27 protein-coding genes are annotated in these 23013 nt (G+C 56.3%); 7 read left to right on the forward strand and 20 right to left on the reverse strand.

All coding sequences use genetic code 11. From position 1 onward, the window contains the following. Positions 1–6: 6 nt before the first annotated feature. Positions 7–747, reverse strand: coding sequence for a Crp/Fnr family transcriptional regulator (locus HNQ72_RS24375; RefSeq protein WP_183996189.1), 741 nt, complete (start codon positions 745–747; stop codon positions 7–9). A gap of 297 nt (positions 748–1044) precedes the next feature. Between HNQ72_RS24375 and HNQ72_RS24380 the strand changes: the two genes are divergently transcribed. Continuing rightward, positions 1045–1551 carry a YciE/YciF ferroxidase family protein gene (locus HNQ72_RS24380; RefSeq protein WP_183996504.1) on the forward strand — a complete coding sequence of 169 codons (507 nt, stop codon included), beginning with the start codon at positions 1045–1047 and terminating at the stop codon, positions 1549–1551. A gap of 175 nt (positions 1552–1726) precedes the next feature. Here HNQ72_RS24380 and HNQ72_RS24385 read toward each other — a convergent pair whose 3' ends face one another. Further along, the gene (locus HNQ72_RS24385; protein WP_183996191.1) at positions 1727–2122 is read right to left on the reverse strand and encodes a winged helix-turn-helix transcriptional regulator; all 396 of its coding nucleotides are present in this window, start codon (positions 2120–2122) and stop codon (positions 1727–1729) included. Positions 2123–2169: 47 nt separating this feature from the next. On the opposite strand from HNQ72_RS24385, the gene HNQ72_RS24390 reads away from it, so the two are divergent. Continuing rightward, positions 2170–2976: an SDR family NAD(P)-dependent oxidoreductase gene (locus tag HNQ72_RS24390; protein ID WP_183996193.1), complete on the forward strand. Its 807-nt coding sequence runs from the start codon at positions 2170–2172 to the stop codon at positions 2974–2976. Here HNQ72_RS24390 and HNQ72_RS24395 read toward each other — a convergent pair. Next, positions 2973–3719 (reverse strand): pyridoxamine 5'-phosphate oxidase family protein, encoded by a 747-nt coding sequence (locus HNQ72_RS24395; RefSeq protein ID WP_425503160.1) that lies wholly within the window; start codon positions 3717–3719, stop codon positions 2973–2975. The genes HNQ72_RS24390 and HNQ72_RS24395 overlap by 4 nt on opposite strands. 50 nt (positions 3720–3769) lie before the next feature. Between HNQ72_RS24395 and pdxR the strand changes: the two genes are divergently transcribed. Then, complete coding sequence (gene pdxR, locus HNQ72_RS24400) at positions 3770–5215, forward strand: MocR-like pyridoxine biosynthesis transcription factor PdxR (protein ID WP_244654534.1); 1446 nt, start codon at positions 3770–3772, stop codon at positions 5213–5215. Positions 5216–5610: 395 nt separating this feature from the next. Here pdxR and HNQ72_RS24405 read toward each other — a convergent pair whose 3' ends face one another. The 9 genes from HNQ72_RS24405 to HNQ72_RS24445 all read right to left on the reverse strand — a co-directional run bounded on the left by HNQ72_RS24405 (position 5611) and on the right by HNQ72_RS24445 (position 12057). Continuing rightward, complete coding sequence (locus HNQ72_RS24405) at positions 5611–5946, reverse strand: chorismate mutase (protein WP_183996196.1); 336 nt, start codon at positions 5944–5946, stop codon at positions 5611–5613. A gap of 178 nt (positions 5947–6124) precedes the next feature. Continuing rightward, positions 6125–7006 carry an alpha/beta hydrolase gene (locus tag HNQ72_RS24410; protein ID WP_183996198.1) on the reverse strand — a complete coding sequence of 294 codons (882 nt, stop codon included), beginning with the start codon at positions 7004–7006 and terminating at the stop codon, positions 6125–6127. A 166-nt stretch (positions 7007–7172) separates the two neighbouring features. Then, positions 7173–7760, reverse strand: coding sequence for a DUF308 domain-containing protein (locus tag HNQ72_RS24415; RefSeq protein ID WP_183996200.1), 588 nt, complete (start codon positions 7758–7760; stop codon positions 7173–7175). A gap of 47 nt (positions 7761–7807) precedes the next feature. Continuing rightward, positions 7808–8134 carry a hypothetical protein gene (locus HNQ72_RS24420; protein WP_244654535.1) on the reverse strand — a complete coding sequence of 109 codons (327 nt, stop codon included), beginning with the start codon at positions 8132–8134 and terminating at the stop codon, positions 7808–7810. A gap of 33 nt (positions 8135–8167) precedes the next feature. Then, complete coding sequence (locus HNQ72_RS24425; protein WP_183996202.1) at positions 8168–8944, reverse strand: molybdopterin-binding protein; 777 nt, start codon at positions 8942–8944, stop codon at positions 8168–8170. Then, on the reverse strand, positions 8941–9795 hold the full coding sequence (locus HNQ72_RS24430; protein ID WP_183996204.1) for a cytochrome b/b6 domain-containing protein: 855 nt from the start codon (positions 9793–9795) through the stop codon (positions 8941–8943). Before HNQ72_RS24430 ends, HNQ72_RS24425 begins: the two co-directional genes overlap by 4 nt. A gap of 102 nt (positions 9796–9897) precedes the next feature. Next, entirely contained in the window at positions 9898–10509 is a 612-nt protein-coding gene (locus HNQ72_RS24435; protein WP_183996206.1) for a hypothetical protein, read from the reverse strand. Between the two features lie 69 nt (positions 10510–10578). Then, positions 10579–11169, reverse strand: a complete 591-nt coding sequence (locus HNQ72_RS24440; protein WP_183996208.1) for a TetR/AcrR family transcriptional regulator — start codon at positions 11167–11169, stop codon at positions 10579–10581. A gap of 60 nt (positions 11170–11229) precedes the next feature. Further along, the gene (locus HNQ72_RS24445) at positions 11230–12057 is read right to left on the reverse strand and encodes an oxidoreductase (RefSeq protein ID WP_183996210.1); all 828 of its coding nucleotides are present in this window, start codon (positions 12055–12057) and stop codon (positions 11230–11232) included. Between the two features lie 93 nt (positions 12058–12150). Here HNQ72_RS24445 and HNQ72_RS24450 point away from each other — a divergent pair, with 93 nt between their 5' ends. Next, positions 12151–13062 carry an AraC family transcriptional regulator gene (locus tag HNQ72_RS24450; protein WP_183996212.1) on the forward strand — a complete coding sequence of 304 codons (912 nt, stop codon included), beginning with the start codon at positions 12151–12153 and terminating at the stop codon, positions 13060–13062. A gap of 55 nt (positions 13063–13117) precedes the next feature. Here HNQ72_RS24450 and HNQ72_RS24455 read toward each other — a convergent pair whose 3' ends face one another. The 5 genes from HNQ72_RS24455 to HNQ72_RS24475 form a co-directional block, all read right to left on the reverse strand. Then, complete coding sequence (locus tag HNQ72_RS24455) at positions 13118–13807, reverse strand: aspartate/glutamate racemase family protein (protein ID WP_183996214.1); 690 nt, start codon at positions 13805–13807, stop codon at positions 13118–13120. Positions 13808–13857: 50 nt separating this feature from the next. Beyond that, positions 13858–14841, reverse strand: a complete 984-nt coding sequence (locus HNQ72_RS24460) for an aldo/keto reductase (protein WP_183996216.1) — start codon at positions 14839–14841, stop codon at positions 13858–13860. A 66-nt stretch (positions 14842–14907) separates the two neighbouring features. Beyond that, positions 14908–15663 (reverse strand): SDR family oxidoreductase, encoded by a 756-nt coding sequence (locus tag HNQ72_RS24465; RefSeq protein WP_183996218.1) that lies wholly within the window; start codon positions 15661–15663, stop codon positions 14908–14910. 125 nt (positions 15664–15788) lie between these two features. Next, a complete protein-coding gene (locus HNQ72_RS24470; protein ID WP_244654536.1) occupies positions 15789–17207 on the reverse strand; it encodes an MFS transporter in 1419 nt (472 codons plus the stop codon). 83 nt (positions 17208–17290) lie between these two features. Continuing rightward, positions 17291–17824, reverse strand: coding sequence for a TetR/AcrR family transcriptional regulator (locus HNQ72_RS24475; protein WP_183996221.1), 534 nt, complete (start codon positions 17822–17824; stop codon positions 17291–17293). Positions 17825–18031: 207 nt separating this feature from the next. On the opposite strand from HNQ72_RS24475, the gene HNQ72_RS24480 reads away from it, so the two are divergent. After that, the gene (locus HNQ72_RS24480; protein ID WP_183996223.1) at positions 18032–18421 is read left to right on the forward strand and encodes a RidA family protein; all 390 of its coding nucleotides are present in this window, start codon (positions 18032–18034) and stop codon (positions 18419–18421) included. 439 nt (positions 18422–18860) lie between these two features. Here the strand turns inward: HNQ72_RS24480 and HNQ72_RS24485 are convergent, their stop codons facing one another. Together HNQ72_RS24485 and HNQ72_RS24490 are read right to left on the reverse strand one after the other, a co-directional pair. Continuing rightward, positions 18861–19790: a sensor histidine kinase gene (locus HNQ72_RS24485; RefSeq protein ID WP_343061599.1), complete on the reverse strand. Its 930-nt coding sequence runs from the start codon at positions 19788–19790 to the stop codon at positions 18861–18863. Positions 19791–20232: 442 nt separating this feature from the next. Beyond that, positions 20233–20442: a cold-shock protein gene (locus HNQ72_RS24490; protein ID WP_093002983.1), complete on the reverse strand. Its 210-nt coding sequence runs from the start codon at positions 20440–20442 to the stop codon at positions 20233–20235. 660 nt (positions 20443–21102) lie between these two features. On the opposite strand from HNQ72_RS24490, the gene HNQ72_RS24495 reads away from it, so the two are divergent. Together HNQ72_RS24495 and HNQ72_RS24500 are read left to right on the forward strand one after the other, a co-directional pair. Further along, entirely contained in the window at positions 21103–21357 is a 255-nt protein-coding gene (locus HNQ72_RS24495; RefSeq protein WP_183996231.1) for a hypothetical protein, read from the forward strand. 164 nt (positions 21358–21521) lie between these two features. Continuing rightward, positions 21522–21704: a hypothetical protein gene (locus HNQ72_RS24500; RefSeq protein WP_183996233.1), complete on the forward strand. Its 183-nt coding sequence runs from the start codon at positions 21522–21524 to the stop codon at positions 21702–21704. A gap of 258 nt (positions 21705–21962) precedes the next feature. Here the strand turns inward: HNQ72_RS24500 and HNQ72_RS24505 are convergent, their stop codons facing one another. Beyond that, complete coding sequence (locus HNQ72_RS24505) at positions 21963–22889, reverse strand: manganese catalase family protein (RefSeq protein ID WP_183996235.1); 927 nt, start codon at positions 22887–22889, stop codon at positions 21963–21965. Positions 22890–23013: the final 124 nt, after the last annotated feature.

The raw sequence follows: 23013 nt of genomic DNA on the forward strand, positions 1-23013 counted from the left end.
AGCCCGTCATTTCGAACTGCCACCGTTCGCAAGACCTGGCCATCGGAGATGCAGGTAGGATGGATCGAAGTCGGAGTATTCCGCTAAACGTCGCACGTTCGGTATTACGATTCGCTCGTTTTTTAATGTCACCAAACCCGCTTCGCGTAATTCCTTCAGGCTTCGGTTGGCGTGAACGATCGACAGGCCCATCGTGTCGCTCAGTTCGGCTTGAGTCAGCGGGAGTTCAAATGAACCGTCGTTGGTCAGGCCGACGGCTTTCATCCTTTCATGCAGTTCGCAGAAAAGGTGCGAAATGCGGTGTGGCGCGGAGCGTTGGCCGAGGTTGACAAGCCATTCCCGCAACGTCGCCTCGTCCACCAGGGAACACATCCAAAGGGCACGGGCGAGCGACGGTCTGCGCTCGGTGAGTTCGAGTATCGTGGCGGGCGACAGGTAGGCGACGCGGCACGGGCTCAGCGTTGCGATGCTGTGGTCCATCTTCTTCAGCAAGGCGACGTGCGGGTCGCAGAAATCTCCTGGGATCAGATAGGCGAAGATGTGCCTCCGACCGTCCGAGGTCACCTTGTAGCGCATCGCGAACCCCTCGAGGATCAGCAACACGTTCTCGGGATTGTCTCCCTCACTGATGAGGTCCTTATCAGCATCCACGTCCCTCGTTCGGCTGGAGATCGACTTTAGCCACTCGCGATCATCGGAGTGCAAGGGTTCGAAACTGTCTAGCTTTCGCAGGAATGCGTTCGGCACGTTCAGCCTTTCCTCGGGTTGCATGACAGGCGAGCGGATGCACACTGCCACGTCCCGCTCTGGCAGCTCGCCAAGCCAGCCAGACCACCTCAAAATCCGATTGAATATAAACTATGTAAACCCGTGCGGCGGTTTCGACAATTATATCGTTTGAAGCTGCTTCTCAAAAATCAACGCCTCCGGTTTGTCCGAAACCGTACCAACCGCCTTATCTTCGATAGTCGTCGCAAGTCAGCTGGAACCAAGTCGTCCGCCTTCGACTTTCCTGGTCATCACAACCCGATGGAGGATAACGAATTGGCTGCGACCAAAACGCTCGATGACCTGTTTCTTGATACCCTCAAGGACATTTACTTTGCCGAAAAGCAGATCCTGAGGGCTCTCCCGAAGATGGCGCGTGCGGCGCAATCGGAAGAGGGAAAGGCGGGCTTCCTGCAGCACCGCGATGAGACTCAGGGCCAGATCGAACGCCTCGAACAGGTCTTCGAATTGCTGGGCAAAGCTGCTCGAGGCAAAACCTGTGAAGCGATCCAGGGGATCATCGCCGAGGGCGAGGAGATCATGGAGGAATTCAAGGGCTCTCCTGCACTCGACGCCGGTTTGATTTCGTCGGCTCAGGCAGTCGAACATTATGAGATTGCCCGTTACGGCACGCTGATTGAATGGGCAGGTCAGCTCGGACTTGCCGATGCTGTCCCGCTGCTGCAGGCCAACCTGCAGGAAGAAGAAGCAACGGACCAGAAGCTCACGCAGCTCGCCAAGGCGTCGGCGAACGACAAAGCAAAGGCCAAGAAATCCGCCTGAGATTCAAACGTTCAGACAACAAAGGTCGCCCAAGAGGCGGCCTTTTTGCGTCGCCTCGTTACCTCCGGCAGAGCTGGATGACCTAGAGCCCGCTGCAACGTAGCATCATCACCTCCACATCCCATCACAGGGTTCACTGCGCAATTCGCCTCTGTTAGTCGTGTCCCCGAAACCCTCACGCGGTTCCGAGTGCGTCGTGGGCTAGATGGTCACGAGAAAACTCTCGCACCGCGACCAAGACAGGCATGAGCGCGTGTCCCGCACGCGAAAGCCTGTACTCAACGCGCGGACGCTGCTCAGCGTAATCCTGTCGCTCGACAAGCCCGTCCTTCTCGAGGTCTCGCAGATGCTGTGTTAGCATTTTTTGCGAGATCCCTGGCATGTCTCGAAGGAGTTGCGAGCTGCGCATCGAGTGTGTCGCGAAGAGCCGGAACAGGATCGGTAACTTCCACCGTCCGCTCAATACCCTGAAAGCACGGCCAACGTGAGCAACAGAGCCATCTGGTCCAAGGCATATGGCTCGATCCTCATCTGCTATGGGCACTTTTAAGTGCGTAATTGTCTCGGCCATCACCCTTCCTCCATAACATTCTCGGCTCTTAACATGGGAATACCGCGATGGATTTGAAACTGGATGGAAAGATCGCGCTGGTGACGGGCAGCAGCAAGGGCATCGGCGAAGGAATTGCGCACGGTTTGGCACGCGAGGGCGTCGTCATCATTGTCCACGGACGTGATAAAGCGAAAACCGAAGCGGTGGCGCACAACATCATTGCAGAAGGAGGGCGCGCGCACGTGGTCCTTGGTGACCTGACGCGCGAGGAAGAAGTGCAGCGTCTGGTCGATGAGACCAAAGCCTTGGGAGCCGTCGAGATCGTCATCAACAATGCGGGCGGCTCCGGCGAAACGCAGACCTGGGAGACGACGCGACCCGAGATTTGGGCGGAAGGATATGATCGCAATGTGCTTGCAGCCGTCAGGATTACTACTCCCCTGCTGCCTGCCATGCGTGCGGCCAAGTGGGGCAGGATCATCAATGTTTCCAGCCTCGCGGGATTGATGCCCCCTGCTGGACGCCCTGACTACGCTGCCGCGAAAGCGGCAATGATCGCCATGACCGCGTCGCTCGCCAAAGCCGTCGCCCTCGATGGCATTACCGCAAATACCGTATCGCCAGGAACGATCCGCAGCATCAGCCTCGATGAGGCTTTTCGCAAGGCGGCGGTAGGACAGGGCTTGGCCCCCGACGCACCTTGGTCGGAAGTGGAGCGGCAAGTCCTGCCTCTTTTTGCTCAAGTCCCCGTAGGGCGCGTCGGCACGCTCGAGGAGATCGCTGACGCTGTCGTCTTTCTCGCAAGTCCCCGCGCCGGCTACATCACCGGCGTCAATCTGAGGCTGGATGGCGGCCTTTGGCCCGGGCTTTAGGAGTAGGCCAGCTGGTAGGCTTCCAGCAGAGCTTCCTCCAGATGCCGTCCCTCGCGGTAGGATTCAAGGGTGGTGGCCCGCTCGACGCCGGGTATGATGCGAGGACAGGGTTCGGGTGTGCCGATCACTGTGCGGATCGGCAGGCGTTCGGCATAGATAGGCAGCTCATAATCTTCCTCGTCATCGACGACGCCTCTAGCGCGAATTTTGGCTGAGGCCTTTTCGATCTCCATCGCAATTACGGCCGTCGCCTTCGTCTCCTGTCCAGTGGTTGGGCGCAGCAGAGCAGTCCTGTCTGGAAAGAAACGGTCCACCATCATCGTCAGCGCGCGGTCTTTCTCCACCAGATCCGTCACCAGCCGTGCTGTTCCGAAAGCCATGACCGAACGGTAGTCGGCGGAATGGTTGAAGCCGGACCGGGCTAGGACGATGCTGTCGAAATGTGTGACGGTAAGACAGGCGGGCTCCCCCTTTGAAAGATTGCGCAACATTCTGCTTGCGCTGCTGCCATGCCAATACAGCCGCGTACCTTCCCGCCAGAAGAGTGTTGGCGTGCAGAACGGGCGCTCATCGATCACGTAGGCTACATGCGCGAGCGCGGCAGAATCCAGCAGTGCATGCACGGTGTCATGATCATAAAAGCCGCGATCATGGCGACGCTTGACCTTGTTCGTCGCATCGACAGGATATTGATCTGAAGAGTGGTCGGGCATGATCTGGCTTCCTTCATAACTTGTTGTCATCATCTTCCACCAGTAACGTGGTCGCGAGTAGGTCCAGTTTTGAGCGATTTATGCCAACCACTTTTCAGGCCGAAAAATCTTCCATGTCGCTTGTGGCCGAAGGTGTTGGGCAGCTTCGTCTAGATACCTCGATCCGCAATCAGGCACAGCGAGTGCACAGTGCGCTTCGCCTGGCCATCCTCGATGGACTTCTGCCTTCTGGCACGGCTCTACCGTCCAGCCGGACACTGTCGCATCAGATCGGCATTGGCCGTAACACCATCGTAACCGCCTACGAGCAGTTATTGAGCGACGGGCTGGTCGAGGCCCGGCATGGGTCCGGCACCTTTGTTGCCGCCATTCCGCCGCCCCTGGCAAAGACCACAGCGCAGTTCGGTATCGGGGCTAAAGTACCTCCAGGCCCTAAAAGACCCTTCGCGCTTGGCCAGCCACGCGTCGAGGCGGCGCTACTCGCCCGCCTTGCATCTGCCAGCCGCCGCCGCATCTCTGAGGCCGACCCGTTGGATCTGGGATATGGTGATCCCCGCGGCAGCCTACATCTTCGTCGTCAGATCGCTGCCGCACTCGCAGTGGACCGCGGTTTACGTTGCGATCCCGACTGCATCGTCGTCGTCAGCGGAACGCAGCACGGTCTACGTCTTTGCGCCGACGCACTTCTTAAGCCAGGAGACAAGATCTGGATGGAAGAACCCGGATATGCGGCGGCACGCGCCACGCTTGCTGCTGCGGGAGCCGCCCCGGTTCCGGTTGTCGTCGACGACGAAGGACTGGACATTCGAGCCGCTCGCGAACGCGCGCCCGAAGCGAAGGCTGCCTATGTTACTCCCTCGCATCAGTTCCCGTCCGGCGTCACGATGTCTATGAGGCGCCGGGTAGAACTCCTCGAATGGGCAGAGAATGCGGGCGCCTGGGTGTTGGAAGACGATTACGATAGCGAGTTCCGGTATACCGGACGACCGCTGACCCCGCTTGCTGGCCTATCAACCACCCGGGTAATCTATCTCGGCACTTTTGCAAAAACTTTGTTTCCGGCATTGCGCATTGGCTACATGGTGGTGCCGCCAGACGCTCTCGGCCACATCCTGTCTGCCCGGGCCGCGATTGATCGTTTCCCGCCGGCCTTCATGCAGGACGCAGTCGCAGATCTCATGTCCGATGGCACCGTTTCCGCGCATCTGCGGCGAATGCGAAAACACTATTGCAACGCGCGCAATCAGATTGCGAAAATCATCACCGAAGACGCTGCTGGCGTTCTTATACCCGCCGTGCCGGCGCAGGGTCTGCATATGATAGTTCGCTTAGCGTCAGGCCTCGATCGTGATGCTGGGCAAGCGATCCGAGCTGCCGCCGAGGTGGACGCGATGCTGCTGTCTGAGACGCGAACGGAATCCGCAGGAACGGAAGGGTTCATCCTTGGTTTTTCCGGTTTTTCACCCGAACTCCTGTCGGAAGCGGCTATATCGTTAGCGCAAGCGGCGAGGAGATATGTGAGATGAGGCCCTGACCCAGGCTCGGCCAATGCACAGCACTCAGACTTCGCCGGAGGAAAATTTCCGCTACACAGGGTAAGGTAAGCTCTTGAACGGATACGAACCTAAAACCCGCGGCAGTAGATACTAAAGCTTTGGATTGTATTAATTTTTTAACACATCGGCGGCCGATACCCGATCGTCCACCTTACTGGGCCAAAGCGGGCGTCTGAGCATGTCAAGGAGTCCGCGTATCGGACTCTTCGCCTTGAGCGAAGCGATCATCCAGACGCATACATGAACACGGATCGTTCACGGTGGGAACGTTAGCGCCCCTAAGGGCGCTTGTAGGACAAACGCACACTTGGCAGTTAAGGCGTCGGCCCTATTGCGGCGAGAGATGTTATCTCAGAGAGAACCGCTTAACGCGCTGCGGTCGGTGAAGAATTTCGAGAAAACTCATTCTTCTCGCCCGCAATTTCCTTATGCCGCTCCACGACGGTACCGACAATCAAATGCATAAGATTTTCCACGAACTGTTGGTCTAAGTCTAAATTAGCAGCGATGTCTCGCAGCCGAACCATTTGTCGCCGCTCGCGCTCATTGTCAGTCGCCGGCATCTCGTGTCTTGCTTTTAACTCGCCAACCTGCTCGGTACACCGAAAGCGTTCAGCTAAAATATAGAGAAGAGCTGAATCCAGATTATCGATGGTCTTTCGATAGAATCCAAGTTGCTCCACCGCATTATATGTGGTCATAGGGCATCTTCCAAGTTGCCGTCGGCGATCGGACGCAGGGCTGAAAACTGGCAGCGGTAAACGAAGCCGCTGCCCCCGCTCCCTGCCTGTTAAGGGATGGTGCTAAGTTTTTTTGGTTGAACATGGAGCCATAATGCTCCCTGCGTTCAACGTACTTCAGTCCAAGATGGGGTCACTATTAAAGGTTACCATACAGCCGCCGTAAGCCACGACTGAGCGCTGCGCCCATGATCGATTCGTGGCTTTCTTCGGGAAAAACATGTGCTTCGATTGAAAACTGAGTGCCAACCCAAGGCTGCAGCAGGCGCTGCATGACGAACATGTCGCCCATCATATCGGCTTTTTGCATTGCGCTGGGTAGCTGGCTTTTGACAGCAGCGAATTGCGCTCCAAACCGGGCTTTGTTTTCGAGTTCGCCAATGCACATGTAAACAGTTGCGGATGGCGCCGGAAAAGTAACCGCGGCTCTCTCTGCCATTCGAAGCACAGCGCCGTCATCCCACCACAAGGATGGGCTGACGGCGAGATAACGTCGAAATGCATTCGGACGTCGAACCAGGGCACTGAGCACAAACAAGCCGCCAAAAGATTGGCCAGTCAAGGTGACGTCATCGGGATCAATAGGAAAATGTTCGGCGAGCGCAGGCCGAAGCTCTTCATCGATAAAGGCGAGAAATGCCTCGCCTTCACCTGTGGCGAAAGTTTCACTAAGACCTGTCAGACAAGGAGTTGCCGATGCAAAGGCAGGCCAGGCGGTCGGCGTCAAATCCCTGTTTCGTCTCAATACGAATGGGGGAGCTGCGTCCAGAGGGTAGCCGATGCTCACGGCCAATAAAGGAGGCAGATCAAGGCCCACGGCACAGCTACGTATAGTGCTGATCAATGCGCCTGCGCTGAGTTCTGCATCGGTCGCGATAACTGCACCGCAGCGCTTTCCCTCGGGCAAATAGCGGGGAGACGTGATGCAAATTCGCAGGATGTCATCAATGTGTTCCGGCTTGACCATCCATACTTCACTGCCGGCAACCAGAGAATCTTTGTGTCTTGAAACGATCAACATTTGTAGCTCTTGATGAATTAATTAAAGGTTGGGGCCGCAGCCGCATTCAATTAAAAACGGCGGCTACGGCGGGGCTCCGTTGCCATAGTGGCACTTGATTTCGGATCTTGATCGCAAGGGGACGATGCTCGTTAGTCAAATGAAGATGACGACGGGCGGAGATCGTTCAAACTTCTGATCCACTCTCGCGCCGTCGCGAGAGCGTCACGCTCAGCCATATTGCCGAAACCAGAAAATAGAATGCCCCGACACCAGCGTAACCGGCCACAGTTGAGATCGACGGTTCTTGAGGCATCTGCGCCTGAAGCAGGAAGAGCGCTCCCGCGACAGTTGACTGGCCACCGCTCAAGATCATCGCCCACTGACCGCCACTTGTTTTCCAGCGCCGGAGAGCGGTGCCAAGTTGAAGCAGACCCGAAAAGATCGCCCATAGGCCGAATGCGCGGAGAACCCAGTTCATGCTCATCGTCAGTGCCAAAATCACGGCAATCGTCATCACCGCGCTTGTTGTAACGTTGATCCCCTGGCTCCGGTTGACCGCCAGACCTCCGCTCCTTGCCGCATCGACCACATTGGCGGCAGCGTCCCAAGCCGGATAAATGATTAGCAGCGTGGCAGCCACCGGAAACGAATGCTGGCCGGCTGTCAGTGCAGCTGCGACCCACACTATCGAGAATGCTGCCCGGGCAAAATAATATTGCTTCAGCCATTGTTCGTTGCCGCTCGCGGCATAGGCATTTTGGTTGTCTGACATTGTTATCTTCCACATTCTTCAATGATGAAATTGCTTGCTCGGATTATTCAGAAGAAACCGACATGTTCGCCAAATGGCGTATTGTTGTTCCATTCACGTCGGCCGATCCGCTCGCTCTCGCCAGACAGTCTGCCGGATACCTCGTGTGAGGAGCCATCCTGTGTGCCGCCGCAAGACGCTGTCTTCGATCCACCCTGTTGGTTGCTCACTGATCGCATGCGTTCCTCGAAACCTTCATTGATCGCATCCTGCCGCTTCGCGACCCATCTGCCGTCCGGGTCGGAAAAGATCGAATTGGTTTGATCGATCTCGACCCGGCGTGGAGACGCTGTCGCTGAAATCGGCATGATTTTCTGAACTTTGCGACTGCTCATGAACTGTCCCGCTCGGTTCACCGGTCGACCGAATTAAATGCCGGCGTACCATTCGTATCCGCGGTCTTCCCAGTAACCGCCGTTTCCGCCCCAAAGGCCTGTGAAGCTGTCGACCAGTTCGACGCGCATGATGTATTTTGCTTGCTTGTAACCCAGCTGCCGCTCCACCCTGAGACGCAAGGGTGCGCCGTGGCCGACACTGAGGTCATCGCCATTCATCTGGTAGGCGAGGATGGTTTGAGGATGGACGGCGTCGATGAGATCGATGCTCTCGTAATAACGGCCGCTCCCATCGAGCGTCTGTTCCAGTTCATCGGCGCAATGCAGCACGACATAGCGCGCGGTCGGCTTGAGCCCGGTCAGACGTAACAGGCTCGCAAGTGGCACACCCTTCCATTTGCCGATGGCGCTCCAACCCTCGACACAGTCATGGCGGGTGATCTGGGTACGCGCTGGTAGCCCCTTCAGATCGGCAAGCGAAAACTCTCGTGGACGCTCAACAAGGCCGTCTACCTTCAATCGCCAGGCGGAAAAATTACCTTCGGCCAGTTCAAGATAGTCTTCGCTGTCAGGAGCGCTCGTTCCATTCACCCGAAACGAGGGGGATATGTCTTTTTCGTCAAACTCCCGCGCGAGGGCATCGCGACCCTGAAGAAATCTCTGTGCCTTCATGGTCAAGTGTTCGGCTGAGCGAAGGACGTTGGCGACATCTGCGTTTTGATCCAGCACATCACAACCGGAAAGAGCCAAGGCGCTAGCGCCCAGTGTGCCGCCGACCAGAAAGCGGCGTCTCGTAAAAAGCGTGCTCATGATTTCGGGCCCTTTAGCTGGATTGCATAGCGCCCGGTAATCATCGAACGGATGTTGTTCCAAGTACCGGACAGGACGACCATTGCCACATGAACGACGACGAAGATGACAAGCGCTGACGCCGTGATGAAATGGATGGTGCGCGCGGACTGGCGTCCGCCAAAGAGATCAACAAGGGCCGGAAACGCAGCATCCACTCCGGGTGACATGGTCAAACCCGTCAGGACCATAAGAGGCAGCAAAATAACGATGACGGCCAGATAGGTCAGTTTCTGAAGTGCATTGTAATGCCTGGCCTCATCCCCTTCAGGGAAGCGGAGCCTGGCGTGGTCAAGGACTTCACGACCAAGATGACGGGGTGAAAGCTCGTGCGTCGCTGGAGCGAGATCGCGCCGGAAATGCCCAGTCAGCAGGCTGAAGCCAAGGTAGAGAATGCCGTTGATGACAAACAACCAGGCAAAAAAGAAATGCCAGCGACGTCCGGCCGCGAGATCCTGGAACGACGGGATGGTAGCCCAGGACGGAAAAGCTCGTGCAAATGGTTCCCCATCGACATCAGAAACGCCCAGAACGCCGGTCGTAGGGATCTGAACCCCTCCGACACGCACGAAGCCGCTAGGCGTGCCACGATCATCGTCAGAGCCGATCGTCAGGACAGCAGGGTCGCCATTGGCGCCGTAGTGACCCCAGTAGAGCTCCGGGTGGGCATTGAATATCTGGAGTCCACTCAGAAGGAGGAAGCTCAGGCAAAGGACGTTTAGCCAGTGGGTAAGCCTGGTGACAACAGAGTGGCGGCGGATGAAGATCGTCCGGGGATATTGGACATTGTCATTGGAGGCGGATTCGCTCATCTCAGTGTCTCGTGTCTATGACGTCTCATGGCTGCAGAGCAGCAAGGATCCAGTTCCTGGCCGAAGCAGTGGGGCGGCTACTCCGGCCAGTGGCGACGTGGTTTACATCGGTGGAACCACGCCATCCTTGCCAACGACCACCTGGTGAGCGATCGGACCTGCTTCGGACTTCTCGGCGGTGATAAAGACCACGGCGCCTGGAATGAGGTCATCCTTGCTGGCCGCAGCAATGGTCACGACAGGGGTGCCATCAGGAATGGCGATTTTCTTTTCCTTGCCGTGATAGCTGACTGTGACGTTGCGGCCATCGACGCCTTTGACCGCATCTGCAACAGTCGCATTGGTCATGCTGCTTTCGGGTTTTAGATCCCAGCTATAGCTACCCTCTCCCGTGCCCTTCATTGCCGGAGGGAAAATCAGAACCTCCAGCGCACCATCACCACCATCAGCCTTCGGCAAGGACGCAATGCCGACGAAATCACCCGGCTTGATGTCGGTCACCTTGGCATTTGCTACGCCCGCCACCTTCCAGTCATCAGCAAGCGCAACATCGACGGTCTCACCTTCGCGTGTCTTCACCTTTAGCGTGGATCCGGCGTAGGTGACGATACTTCCGCGAACGTGGATCGGCGCGGCCTTCTTATCTTCAGCATGAACAGGCGCCGACAGGACGGCCGTAAGTCCGAAAGCGAAGGCAGTGATAATTCTTTTCATCGTATTCTTCCTACTAGTTGGTAGTTTCCAAAGGTGCAATATGACGCCGGTGGCGTAGCCATCGGCGGATTAATGAGAGATGGAGGGCGTTAGTCGGCTGAGGGCGGGCTGTAGTATTACTGCGAACACTTCAGGTTTGCCGTAGGCTCTTGCTGAGAGCATTGCTCCGTAGACTGTCGCCAAAAATGCCTCGGCCTCGATCTCAGGCGCGTTTGCAAGAATGAGCGTGCCCTGCTGGGAGCCCCGATCCATTACTGACGTGAGCCAAGACGAAATGAAGCGAAAGAATGCCGTGACCTCTGTTGCGACTTCCGCCGGAAGGGATGGCAGTTCGCTGGCGAGCAGCGCGCACACACAGTATGGCCTGCTGGCATCCTCGATACATTTTGCCCAATGGTTTGCATAGACGCTGAGGATGCCCAAAGCATCTGGCACATTTTGCTCAAGGGTGGCGACGTTCGTCTCGCCGTCTTCACGGTAACGCTTGACCAGCTCACGCACCAAATCGACCTTGCTCGGGAAATGGTGGTGGATACTTGCCTTGCGGATTCCAACGACTTCCGAGATGTCAGCGTAGCTAAATCCATTGTAGCCTCCGCTCATGATCAGGTTGCGGGCGGAGGCCAAGATTTCGTCAGAAGTGCTCGAAAGATTGCTCATAAATCTCATCTACCTTCTAGTAGGCAGAACGTCAATGGCAATCTTTTCGGAATTTTCAGATTAGCCGTCGGTGGAAACTGTAAGGGCCCTCCAAGCGTCGATCTCCTGCTGTAGACGATCGATCCGTGCCGTCACATGCTTGAGAGCATCGCTCCCGAGCAAAAGTTGCGGTGGAGGATTTTCGGACGCGATCAGCGTCAGTAACGCCGTAGCCAATTTTTGCGGATCGCCCAGTTGCTTTCCGCTGACTGCCTGGCGCGCCTCGCGGATCGGATCAAAAAGACTATCGTAGTCTGTAATCGAACGCTCTGTGCGCACCATAGAGCGCCCTGCCCAGTCTGTCCGAAACGAGCCAGGGCACAGCGTCGTCACATGAACCCCAAAGGGAGCCATTTCAGAACGCATGACCTCGGAGATACCCTGAAGCGCAAATTTGCTACCGCAATAATAAGCTATTCCAGGCATCGTGATCATGCCGCCCATCGACGTAACATTCACGATAAACCCGCGGCGGCGCTCTCGAAACCGTGGAAGAAAGGCCTTGGCCACCGCGACCGCGCCGAATACGTTCACGTCGAATTGGCGACGCATCTCCTCGATCGGCGATTCCTCAAGCACGCCCTCGTGCCCATATCCTGCATTGTTGATCAAAACATCGACTGGCCCATGTTCCTCTTCCGCCTGTTGGACCACCTCCGGAATGCGATCGAATTCGGTGACATCAGCAAGAACGGTATGAAGCGCGGGAAGCATTTTGGACAGCATGTCTCGCGAGGCTTCGGAGCGGACAGTCCCGATGACGGTGTGGCCCGCGTATGCCGCAGCCGTGGCAATGGCGAGGCCGAAACCGGAATTCGCACCGGTGATGAAGAAGGTTTTGCTCGACATCTCTGAAACTCCTTGATCAATCTTGCATATGACAGATATTCTAGGAGTGACGCTCGTTCGATTGCAGTTCCTCTCAGATCATTGCCAAATCCTATGAATGATAAGAAAAATCGATCCACGCGCGAACAGCTTTCCGCCTTCGCCGGGCAACTAGCTCCTCGTCTCGGCTACAATCACACCGCCCTCGAGAGCGTCCGTATTCTGCGGACAGAAGCGGTGCTCAATGACATTCCGGTTCTTTACCGACCGGGGGCAGTCTTCGTATTGCAGGGAAGCAAGCACGGCATTCTCGATGGGGAAATCTACCTCTATGATGAGGACCACTATCTTGCCGTGTCGGTACCCGTTCCCTTCCGGATGACGTCTACGGCCAGTCCACAGCGACCACTGCTGGCGGTGTACCTCCAATTCGACATGCAGATGGCCGCCGAGATTGCTTTGCAGCTCGAACAACACACCGATCCCAAAACGACCGAGCCGAGAGGCCTCTTCTCGAGCAGAATGGACAGCGATATCGAAGACGTCTTGCTGCGCCTCCTAAAGGCGTTCGGGCGCTCGGTCGATGTCGCCGTGCTCGGCGCTTCGATCCTGCGCGAATTGCACTACCGCATCATGGTCGGTCCGCAAGGCGGAGCGGTGATTGCGGCGCTTCAGCGCAAAGGAACGTCCGGGAAAATTACTGATAGCGTGACGTGGCTGCGAGACAACTTCGGCTCCGAAATTGCGGTCGCGGATTTGGCCCGAGATGCTGGCATGAGTGTTCCTTCCTACCACGTTCATTTCAAAAACCTGACCGGCTCAAGCCCGATGCAATATGTGAAGGCGATGCGCCTCCATCAGGCAAGACTTATGCTCGCCGGCCAAAGCGGGACCATCGCAACGGTGGCCGCTTCAGTCGGCTATGCCAGTCCGGCACAGTTCAGTCGCGACTTTAGGCGGCATTTCGGGCGCACGGCCTCGGAAGAAGTGAAATGGGTTCGACAGCACCTTGGAGAACAGATCTGATGCTGCCCCTTCGGCATTCTCGAGAGCGGAGCGCACGATCGCAATGGCTGGCTTCTCATTGCAAAGCAGCCTGAAGCGCAGCTTTGCAATGAACAAGGGTCGTGTCGAAGACGGGGACGCTCACATTATCCTGGCTTAGCAGCATGCCCACCTCGGTGCACCCGAGGATGAGACAATCGCACCCCCGGGCGATCAGCCGCTGCGCAATTCGTTCATACGCCAAGCGGCTTTCCTCTCGGATAATATCGCAGCAGAGTTCATCATAGATGATGCGATGGGTTTCCACACGATCGTCATCCTCTGGGATTAACGGCAAAAGTCCTTGAGCGACCAGTCGGTCGACATAAAAGTTCTGCTCCATCGTGAATGCGGTGGCCATCAGTCCTGGCCTCCGGAATCCGCGCTCAAGGATCGCTGTCGCGGTTGCATCCGCAATATGCAAGAACGGGATCGACACCCCGCTCAAGATCTGGTCGGCGACCTTGTGCATGGTATTCGTCGCCATGATCAGGATGTCGGCACCTCCCCGCTCCAGAGCGATGGCCTTTTCATTCAGGATGTTTGCCGCAGCGCCCCACTCAGAGGACGCCTGTAACCGTTCAATTTCGTCGAAATCGACAGAGCGTATGAGCAGCTCAGGAGAATGAAGTCCACCGAGGCTGTCGCGGGTAAGCCTGCACAATTCACGATAATAAATTTGGGTCGAGGCAGCAGACATTCCGCCCAATATTCCGATCGTCTTCAAATTCCAGGTCCGTCTTCAGATGTTTCAGTTTGCCGTCGCCAGCTCTGTCGTCAGGAGAACCCGACGACAGGGTGAGGAATGTAACTGATTTCAAGATCTCTGATTTCAGCAGCACTGAACCTGATGGTAAGCGCTGCGACAGCGTCATCCAAGTGATGCAATTTGGTCGCGCCGATAATAGGCGCCGACACTTCGGATTTCGCGAGAAGCCAAGCGAGTGCAATCTGCGCTCTGGGAACCCCTCTCTCCTTCGAGATCTTTGCCACAGCCTCAACCACGTGCCTATCGGCATCCTCGGTCATCGATGTGTAGAGGCCTTTTCCAATATCGTCGGTCTCAGAGCGATCACTTCGTGCATCCCAGTCGCGGGTCAGACGGCCACGTGCGAGGGGGCTCCACGGGATGACACCAATACCCTCGGCTTTGCAGAGTGGAAGCATTTCTCTCTCCTCCTCGCGGTATAGCAGATTTACGTGGTTTTGCATGGAGACGAAGCGCGTCCATCCATTAGCCGCGGAAATCGCGAGCATTTTCGAAAACTGCCACGCGTACATGGACGACGCTCCGATGTAACAGGCTTTTCCGGCTTTGACGACGTCGTGCAAAGCTTCGAGTGTCTCCTCGATCGGTGTGTGATGGTCAAACCGATGGATCTGATAGAGATCCACATAGTCGGTCCCCAAACGCTTCAGGCTTGCATCGATTTCCGAAAAAATGGCTTTTCGGGATAGCCCGGCGCCGTTTGGTCCTGGCTTCATCCGACCATTGACCTTGGTGGCAATGACGACGTCATCTCTCTTTGAGTGATCCTTGATGGCGCGGCCGAGAATTTCCTCGCTCGTCCCATCCGAGTAGACATTGGCGGTATCGAAAAAGTTGATACCCATTTCGATCGCTTGGCGGATGAATGGTCGACTTTGATCTTCCGTTAGTGTCCATGGATGACTTCCCCGATCGGGCTCGCCATAGCTCATGCACCCAAGGCAGAGCCGGGAAACCTCAAGGCCAGTGTTTCCAAGGCGCGTGTATTCCATGACTATCTCCAATTCTGCGGCGACTTTGTATGTTTTGGGGTCCTTTCAGACGGCGGATTGTCCCGCTCAAGCACTTATGCCGCCATCCACGAGAATGCCCGACCCGGTAATGTATGCTGCGCCCGGTCCGGCAAGGAAGGCTACGGCCTCTGCGACCTCGCGGGTCTGACCATAGCGGGCAATTGACAGACTTGGCAGGATCGCCGGTGCGAGAGCGCCATCGGCGGGGTTCATGTCGGTATCAATTGGGCCTGGTCGGACCAGATTGACGGTAATGTCCCGCGGGCCCAGTTCGCGCGCGAGACCACGGGTAAAGCTTTCCAGAGCGGATTTCGTTGCCGCATAGACAGCAATCCCCGCGAACGGAACAGCCAGACCCGCATTGCTGCCGGTACTGATGATGCGGCCGCCGTTCGGGATATGCTTTAGCGCCGCCTGCGTAATTAAAAACACGCCGCGCACATTGACGTTCAGCTGCAGGTCGATTTCCTCCAGTGGCTGTGTGGAAAAATCACCTGCGAACAAGACGCCGGCATTGTTGACCAGAATGTCGAGGCCGCCGAGGTCAGCCGCAGTCCGCTCAACCGAAGCTTTTGCGGCCTCTAGGTTCGCGGCATCAGCTTGAATGGCAATGGCATTGCGGCCCATCCCTCGAATCTCGGTGACGAGGGCTTCTGCCTTTTCTGCCGACTTATCATAGGTGATTGCGACGTCGGCGCCATCTTCGGCCAGTTTCAGAGCAATGGCCGCACCAATGCCGCGCGCCGCACCGGTGACAAGCGCTCGCTTACCAGCAAGCGGAGGAGTTTGAACTTTGCTCATGAGGTTACCTCAAAATGTTGCAATTCGATCAGCAGTGAAATGGATAGTCTGAGGGTGGGCCGACGAGAGGGAAATGTCACACCGTCAACGGACGAGCCGATGTCCAGGACTCACAACGTTTGCACTCATCGGTGGACGCCGTTGTTGAACGGAAGGTCGGCAGAAAGCCAACCTGCAACGAGAAGACAAAGACCAATCGCGACGGCCGCGACGCTATAGGCATGACCGATGGATCCCACATCGGATGATGAGCCCAGGATTGAGAAGAACAATCCGCCGATCAGCGCTGTTGCCAATGCGCCCCCTATCTGGAGCATCGAATTGACCAGGCCGGAGGCCAGACCGGATTTGGCCGGATCAACCCGCGCAACGACAGTCTTCACGAGATTTGGGAGCGCAATTCCCTGCCCGGCGCCAATGAAGAACAGGGCAACGAACAGGTACTCTGGTGCCCCGAATGAGATCAGGGCAGCGGTCGCGAACAACCCGGCCGCTTCCAGGGTCATGCCCGCGGCGGCAGAATATCTGCCGAAAAGGCGAAGGATGCTCCCGCTCGCGAATGGTCCCAGGACGAAACCGACCGCCGCAGGCAGGATTGCAACCCCGGCCTCGAAGGGCGTGCGCCCAAGGCCGCCCTGTTGGTAGACAGAGAATGTCAGCCAGAAAGCGGCAAACGCATAGAAGAACAGTGCTGAGAGTAGACCGCGCTTCAATCCCGGAACCTGGAGCAGTCTAGGTTCGACGATCGGATCTCCCCCGGCGGCCCCCACCTTCTGCTCATAGCGCCAAAACAGGAGAAGAAGCGGCACGGAAGCCGAAAGCATCAGGATAGACCAGTTCGGCCAGCCGTGCTCCCGGCCCTCGATCAGCGGCGAGATCAACGCAAACAGCGCAAGCGCGATCAGCGTTGCTCCACCCAGATCCAGTTTCCTCGCGTTCTCCGACCGGGTCTCACGCAACAATACAAGCGCGGCCGGCGCGGCTATCGCGATCACGGGCAGGTTGATGAGGAATATGGATCTCCATCCGAGACTGAAGACATTCAGTGCAATCAGCGTCCCACCGAGAAACAGGCCTGCCATCGATGCCACGCCAAATGTTAAGGCATAAAAGCTGAGTGCCTTCGACTTTTCGTGCTCGGGAAAAATTGCATTGATGGACGCCAAAGCTTGCGGCGCCATGATCGCTGCTGCGAACCCTTGGAGGATACGACCCGCAATCAGGACCGCGGGGGACCAGGCAAAGCCGCATAAGGCAGAGGCAGCGGCAAACGCGACCATCCCAGCCAGAAACACGTTTCGTCGACCATAGAGATCTCCAAGCCTGCCGCCTGTGATCAGCATGACCGCGTAGGTGGTGGCGTAGCCTGAAATAATCAGCTGCATGGTCGAGGCGGAGGCATGAAAGTCCTCCCGGATCGAAGGCAGCGCCACGTTGACGATGAAAAAATCCAAAGGCGGCAGAAAAGCGCCCGTTAGCAAGATGGCCAACGCCGTCCATCTGCGCGGATCAAGACTACCCTTGGCCTGATGGGAATGTGTCAAATCTCTCTCCATCTCGAGAAGTGAAACCGCTCAAGCGGGTTTCAAAAAGCGCTTATTTGGAACCTATTGGTTCCTAATTAAAGTCAGCCGAGCGGTTTTAGCGCGAAGTCGACCATTGCCTTGGTGGCGTCGCGAGCGGCTCCTGCCTTCCCTAGGACCCTCATGCCCTGGATCTGACACACGAGAAACCTTGCCAGCGTTCGCTCATCCAGATCAGGATCAATCTCACCCAACGCTTGGGCTCGTATTATTGCTGCCGCGTATAGGTCCTGCAGTCGCCGAAACAGGCGCGAAATTCGAGCGGAAACCTCTTCGTCCGCTGGAAGCATTTCGACAGCCGACAACACGACAAAACATCCACGCAGCCCCTCCTTGCCAGAGGACTCTTCCACCTGCCGCGAGAAGGCTTTTTTGATCGCGGCTTTGGGCGACGGGTTGGAATGCAAGATTTCGCCGAGCTTGCGAATGGCATCGTCGATGTAGACATCAAGCGCACGGAGATAGACTCCCCGCTTGTCCACGAAAGCTTTGTAAAAACTGCCTCTCGATAGCTCCATGCCTTCGAGAAGGTCGGGCAAAGACGCGTCGTGATACCCACGATCCCAGAAGACACCCATCGCCTTGCGAACTGCATCGTCAAGTTCGAATTCACGAGGACGGCCGGCCGATGGAGATGTCTGAGTGCTTTTTGCCATAACGGTAATATGGAACCATTCAGTTCCTATTGCAAGTGATATTTCCTGACGCTACGTAAATGGCCGTGATGTCGTGGCGACGCCCTTCTCGAATTGGGCCGCCTCTCTTTCAGGAAAAGGTGCAGTATTATGGATCGCGAAGTCATTATTCCGGAGGAAATGCGCGAAATTGTTGTCCGCGCTGGATATGCCCCGGCAGTTAAGGTCGGCGACACAATCTACGTCGTTGGGCAAGTTGGCCGCACGAAGGACTTGCAGGTGATCCAGGATCCGCACGAACAGTTCACGGCCATGTGGGAGAACCTCCGCATCGTCCTTGAAGCGGCGAACTGCACCTTCGACGACATCGTCGAGATGACCAGCTATCATGTGGAGATGTCGAAGCACATGGATGTCTTCCGGACGGCGAAGAACGAAGTGTTTCCAAAAGGAACATACGCATGGACACGCATAGGCGTTTCCGAGCTCGCACATCCTGGTTTGCTTGCCGAGGTGAAATGCGTCGCGGTGAAGCGATGAGAGATGGGCAACACTTATCTAGCAATGAGCGATGCACTCGATGAGCCGCGCCAGGGCGATAACGAACCGGAAGAGCCGGTCCCGAAGGTCTTGAAGGGATCAGGACCTTCGACCCGGTTATTTGAGGAGCGCTAACGCGCTGAATTCGCTCAGCGGCGCGAAGGTGATCAATGCTCTGAAAGACGCCGGCTTCGAAGTCATGTAGGCCAGGACGGCGGACGAAGCTTTAGATATTCAGCGAGCAAGCCATCCACTTCCTGTTCACTAACGTCCAGATGCGGGTTATGGCGACCGCGGTAGATCTTGCCCATGAGGTTGCCGCTCGATTTTTGGAGGCTGGCATCATCGGCGCTTCTGGCCGCATCCCACCAACGGAAATCGAGCTCCCGTTCTCGGCAGACGCCGATGCAAGACGGATGAATGACGATTAGATCGTCAGTCAGACGGAGAGACGGTTCCCATCGATGGTCAGCGTAACCTGAGCTCCGCTCAGTGTCCAGTTGTATGCTATCGTCCCACCTAGATGAGCGGACATCGTTCGCTTGAGCAGTCGGCTGCCATAACCGCCGTCCCCATCAGGAGCGACGACCTCCGGACCGCCCTGCTCTGTCCATGTCAAAACCACGTCCTCGCCGGCATTTTTGCCCGAGAGATCCAGCGTCCCAGTCGCTGACGATAATGCACCGTACTTCAGCGAATTGGTCGCGAGCTCGTGAATGACCAACGCCAGCCCTGTTGCCGCGCCTTCACCGACGCCCATGCGCGGAACCGCCACTCTGATGCGCCCAGAAAACGCAGCGGTCTCGTCGTATGGCGCAAGCAGGATCGTGATTAGATCTCCAAGCAGCGCCGCCTTCCCCTGACCGCCAGGTAATGGGCGGACAAGGTCATGGGCGCGCCCTAGCGCGGTCAGGCGCTGGGTTAGCTGGAAGGTCATATCCGTTATCGAGCTCGCGGACCGCGAGGTAATCTGTGTGAGCCCGGTTGCGATGGCGAGCAGGTTCTTCACACGGTGGCTCATTTCACCTGCAAGAAGCTCGTGTCCTTCTTCGGCCTGCTTGCGAGATGTCACGTCGAGAAAAATCCCGGTCATTGATCGGGCCAAGATGTCTTCGTCGTTTCCTTGTCCGCGCGCCGATACCCAGCGGATATCGAGGCCACATAGTATCCGAAAATCGATCTCATAAAGTCCAACGACCGCACGTGTTGCGATGAATGCCGCTCTTACCCGGTCACGGTCAGCCGGGTGTATTTTGTCCGACAGATCCTCAAAGGACAGGGTGCCATCAATCCTGACGTCCCAAAGTTCGTACCCGCGTCGATCCATCACGAACGCGTCGGTATCGACATTCCATGTCCACAAAGCCACCCCCGCAGCCTTTATGGCGCGCTGGAGTTGACTTGAATTCCACTCTGCGTTTTCGTCGTGATTGAGCAATGCCTAAACCTTGTAACTCCGTTCTGACGGCCGCGCTTCGCTGCCAAACCATCGGGAACAATTGCAATTTCGTATGCTTCCTTCGCCAGGCCTGCTTCCCGCAGCCGCACGGTATTTTGCCTCGCGATCCTGGACAATGGAGTCCAATTTCTCGATTGCTTAGTTACGTGCGAAAAACCGCGATTAAGTGTGGCTGAAGGCGATTTCTGCCTGATGCCCTGGATTTCAAATTGGTCTGTGCCATGGACAGAATCCTAGAGAGTACGCACTGAGTGTGAGCAACAAAAAAGGCCAGGCTATTCGCCCGGCCTCGTAGATAACTCGGTCTCGTCAGTGCCAGTACATCCGTGGTCACGGACGAGCCCAGTTATGATTAGGCGGCCTGAAGGTTGCAGGCCGACATTTTGCCCGACTTCACGTCGCGCTCGAGTTCGTAGCCAAGCTTCTGACCTTCAACGATTTCGCGCATTCCGGCGCGTTCGACGGCCGAGATATGGACGAAAGCGTCAGCGCCGCCGTTGTCAGGCTGAATGAAGCCAAAGCCCTTGGTGGAGTTGAACCATTTTACTGTGCCTGTGGTCATGATGATATAGCCTTTCACAGCATGATCGATTGACCGCGCAACAGGTGCGACGCGGATGGTGACAACGATGTTTTTGAAAGGAGGGTTCGCTCAAGACGCGGTGCCAATCGCGCGGTAACCAAAGCTCAGCAAGCAAAATATCGATAACCATAAATAGAGACGTCAAACATCAAAGTCAACCTTTAGTTTTAGCAGGTAGCTAGTGGGGCTTTTCCCCGCGCTATAACATCCGAACGAAAAAATGCAGATCGACGACCGCTACGAGAGGCATCGCTCGACTGTGGCAGCCTCTCATCGATCAAAGTACCCGATAAATTGCGATATCCGTCACGACTGCCAACCCTCTATAAAGGGTGAAGCCTTGCAATCGGATAAATTAGCACGACCTAGGGCTACACGAACTGGTTGTTTCCATGTCGCTGTAGCCAAGGACGCAGAACCTTGCTCTAGGCGAGGAGGACGGCATGTCTTCCAATCCAGCTGTTTAGTACAGATCGATTATGCCGGCTGCATGTTGGTCAGGTACGCCCTCAGGCCGGCGGTCTTCAGCAGTAGATGCCGATGCGAGTCCCGACATGGAACGTGACGCGTTAGCTGCCGTTGGCAGACAAAACGGTTAACGACCACATATTCGCCCTTCAAAACGAAAGGATTAGCAACATGATGTCAGTGAACGAGTGGCTAGACGATAAGTATGATGAAATGGCCACCACTCCAGGATTCTCCAGCGAGTTTGTTGATTTCGAGGAGCAGGCTCGCATCTTAGTTAGTAAGGCCCAGACAGACGGCTACACTGCTCGAGACCTTGCGGATCATTGTGGGGGCAATGTCACCGCTTACATTATGAACAGGGTCAACACGATGAACCGTGCCGAGGACCGCCGCGCAGTGGAGAACGCTCCTTACGGAGGGTGAGCATTGCAGCTGACTTAGGTCCCATTGCTTTTCTGACAGCGCCCGACGTCGGGTATAGCCCAACGATAACAGCAAACCATTCGGTGTTGTTCACATCAGCGACCGATGCTCGGGCTCAGTTCTGATGACTTCAGGTATCGCTTAACCTTTTGACAGGAGCAATCATGAGTAAAGACAAAATTGCGCAGGAAGCCATTGAGGAGACGGGAAAAGAGGTACCGATTGCCTCGCATAACCCCGCCGCAGGTCCTCATGCCAAGCAGCATTTGATGGACAAAAGCAAAACGCCGGGAACTGGTTCGTTGCCGGACGTTGAAGACGATAGCGTTTCGCCTGGCGGTGGTTGACGTTGAAGTGTCTCCTAAACACGAGAACGGGATCACTCAGCACATACAGCGAGCGCACCGCGCTTCTATTTTTTGACTGAATACAATTATTGTTCTCGGCGAACTTGGTCGGCTTCCTGCAGTTTGTCATGCGACCAATTAGCGACGGTCGTGACATCACAAGATATCGAGTCGGTGTCGTACTTCGGGACCTGCCAAGGGCTCGGAGGTCTGGCAATCAAAATGGCTTGGCAAACGGGGGGCTAAGCCCCCCGGTCTTTAGCGTGATGCTTTGTAAAGTTTCTCAGCAATCTCGAACATTTCTTCCGGGGCATAGTCAGGCGTAAACGCCGATGGAACCCCGATAAGCTGCTGGATTTTTCCGCCTTCAGGCATGCCATCGACGACCTCGAGCTCACCTGGTGGATCCGTAGGCAAAGCTACTTCGCCATTACCCCAGATTCCCGACATCTCCCTGTAATCGCCTGGGCTGAACGTATAAAGACGGCGGTGAGAGCCCTCATCCAAATATTTCTGGCACTCGGGAATCTTATCGAGCGGAATGTTCGGTGTCGGGAGGAATTTCTTCACGTCGACGCCGGTGATCTTTTCAAGCGCCAGTGCGTATGCGTGTGCGTGGACGGACCCACGCACAAGAAGATAGCCGCAGACTTCACGACCGGTCGGATCAGAGAGTGTCTCGTAGACCCGCAGCTTGTGAAGGCGCGCGCCGCATTCGAGGTGAAAGTTGTGCAGGAGGTCGACCACCACGTTGCCCGTGGTTGTGATGAAATCGTTATTCCATGAAACGCCGTTGCTATTGACGGGCATCGCACCGCCGCCACCAGACAGGAATGCCGCAGCGAGGCGAATATCTTTCATCCCTTCCCACGGAGCGCCAGAGATATCGCCTCCATCGCCTTCGTCACCGCCCGGAATGTCCGGACCATTATTGAGCATGGCAACGCCATTGCTAACGAGCTCGACGTGGCCAAGCTCCTCCGCCGTAATGCTGGCGACGAGGCTATAAAACGGCTTGAGCTTTTCCTTGCTGCGGAAATTGAAGCTTTGGAACATGTAGTTTCCGAGCGTGGACATTTCTCCGTACTTACCGCCGAGAAGCTCCTGTAGAGCGGCGGCGGCATTTGGGTCCGCGCGTGCTGGAGCTGGCAGGTTGGCCTGCAGCTGGTCTACTCTCATGAACATGTGCTGTTCCTTCTTGGTTGGATGAAGCCAACGAACAAGGCGACGTGGATCGAGTTCCCTAGCGCCAAAAAGAAAAAGGAAGGGTGGGCAACCATTGACGATCGGCGAACGCGCGCCTGCATCT

It is taken from the genome of Aliirhizobium wenxiniae (assembly GCF_014201355.1).
Taxonomy (GTDB): domain Bacteria; phylum Pseudomonadota; class Alphaproteobacteria; order Rhizobiales; family Rhizobiaceae; genus Neorhizobium; species Neorhizobium wenxiniae.

Coding starts and splice junctions, on each gene's coding strand:
- HNQ72_RS24480 (WP_183996223.1), top strand. CDS start 18,032: ATGGATCGCGAAGTCATTATTCCGGAGGAAATGCGCGAAATTGTTGTC.
- HNQ72_RS24475 (WP_183996221.1), bottom strand. CDS start 17,824: ATGGGTGTCTTCTGGGATCGTGGGTATCACGACGCGTCTTTGCCCGAC.
- HNQ72_RS24440 (WP_183996208.1), bottom strand. CDS start 11,169: ATGAGCAATCTTTCGAGCACTTCTGACGAAATCTTGGCCTCCGCCCGC.
- HNQ72_RS24410 (WP_183996198.1), bottom strand. CDS start 7,006: ATGTTGATCGTTTCAAGACACAAAGATTCTCTGGTTGCCGGCAGTGAA.
- HNQ72_RS24420 (WP_244654535.1), bottom strand. CDS start 8,134: ATGAGCAGTCGCAAAGTTCAGAAAATCATGCCGATTTCAGCGACAGCG.
- HNQ72_RS24450 (WP_183996212.1), top strand. CDS start 12,151: ATGAATGATAAGAAAAATCGATCCACGCGCGAACAGCTTTCCGCCTTC.
- HNQ72_RS24395 (WP_425503160.1), bottom strand. CDS start 3,719: ATGACAACAAGTTATGAAGGAAGCCAGATCATGCCCGACCACTCTTCA.
- HNQ72_RS24435 (WP_183996206.1), bottom strand. CDS start 10,509: ATGAAAAGAATTATCACTGCCTTCGCTTTCGGACTTACGGCCGTCCTG.
- HNQ72_RS24445 (WP_183996210.1), bottom strand. CDS start 12,057: ATGTCGAGCAAAACCTTCTTCATCACCGGTGCGAATTCCGGTTTCGGC.
- pdxR (WP_244654534.1), top strand. CDS start 3,770: ATGCCAACCACTTTTCAGGCCGAAAAATCTTCCATGTCGCTTGTGGCC.
- HNQ72_RS24415 (WP_183996200.1), bottom strand. CDS start 7,760: ATGTCAGACAACCAAAATGCCTATGCCGCGAGCGGCAACGAACAATGG.
- HNQ72_RS24490 (WP_093002983.1), bottom strand. CDS start 20,442: ATGACCACAGGCACAGTAAAATGGTTCAACTCCACCAAGGGCTTTGGC.
- HNQ72_RS24505 (WP_183996235.1), bottom strand. CDS start 22,889: ATGTTCATGAGAGTAGACCAGCTGCAGGCCAACCTGCCAGCTCCAGCA.
- HNQ72_RS24385 (WP_183996191.1), bottom strand. CDS start 2,122: ATGGCCGAGACAATTACGCACTTAAAAGTGCCCATAGCAGATGAGGAT.
- HNQ72_RS24500 (WP_183996233.1), top strand. CDS start 21,522: ATGAGTAAAGACAAAATTGCGCAGGAAGCCATTGAGGAGACGGGAAAA.
- HNQ72_RS24425 (WP_183996202.1), bottom strand. CDS start 8,944: ATGAGCACGCTTTTTACGAGACGCCGCTTTCTGGTCGGCGGCACACTG.
- HNQ72_RS24495 (WP_183996231.1), top strand. CDS start 21,103: ATGATGTCAGTGAACGAGTGGCTAGACGATAAGTATGATGAAATGGCC.
- HNQ72_RS24430 (WP_183996204.1), bottom strand. CDS start 9,795: ATGAGCGAATCCGCCTCCAATGACAATGTCCAATATCCCCGGACGATC.
- HNQ72_RS24390 (WP_183996193.1), top strand. CDS start 2,170: ATGGATTTGAAACTGGATGGAAAGATCGCGCTGGTGACGGGCAGCAGC.
- HNQ72_RS24465 (WP_183996218.1), bottom strand. CDS start 15,663: ATGAGCAAAGTTCAAACTCCTCCGCTTGCTGGTAAGCGAGCGCTTGTC.
- HNQ72_RS24405 (WP_183996196.1), bottom strand. CDS start 5,946: ATGACCACATATAATGCGGTGGAGCAACTTGGATTCTATCGAAAGACC.
- HNQ72_RS24460 (WP_183996216.1), bottom strand. CDS start 14,841: ATGGAATACACGCGCCTTGGAAACACTGGCCTTGAGGTTTCCCGGCTC.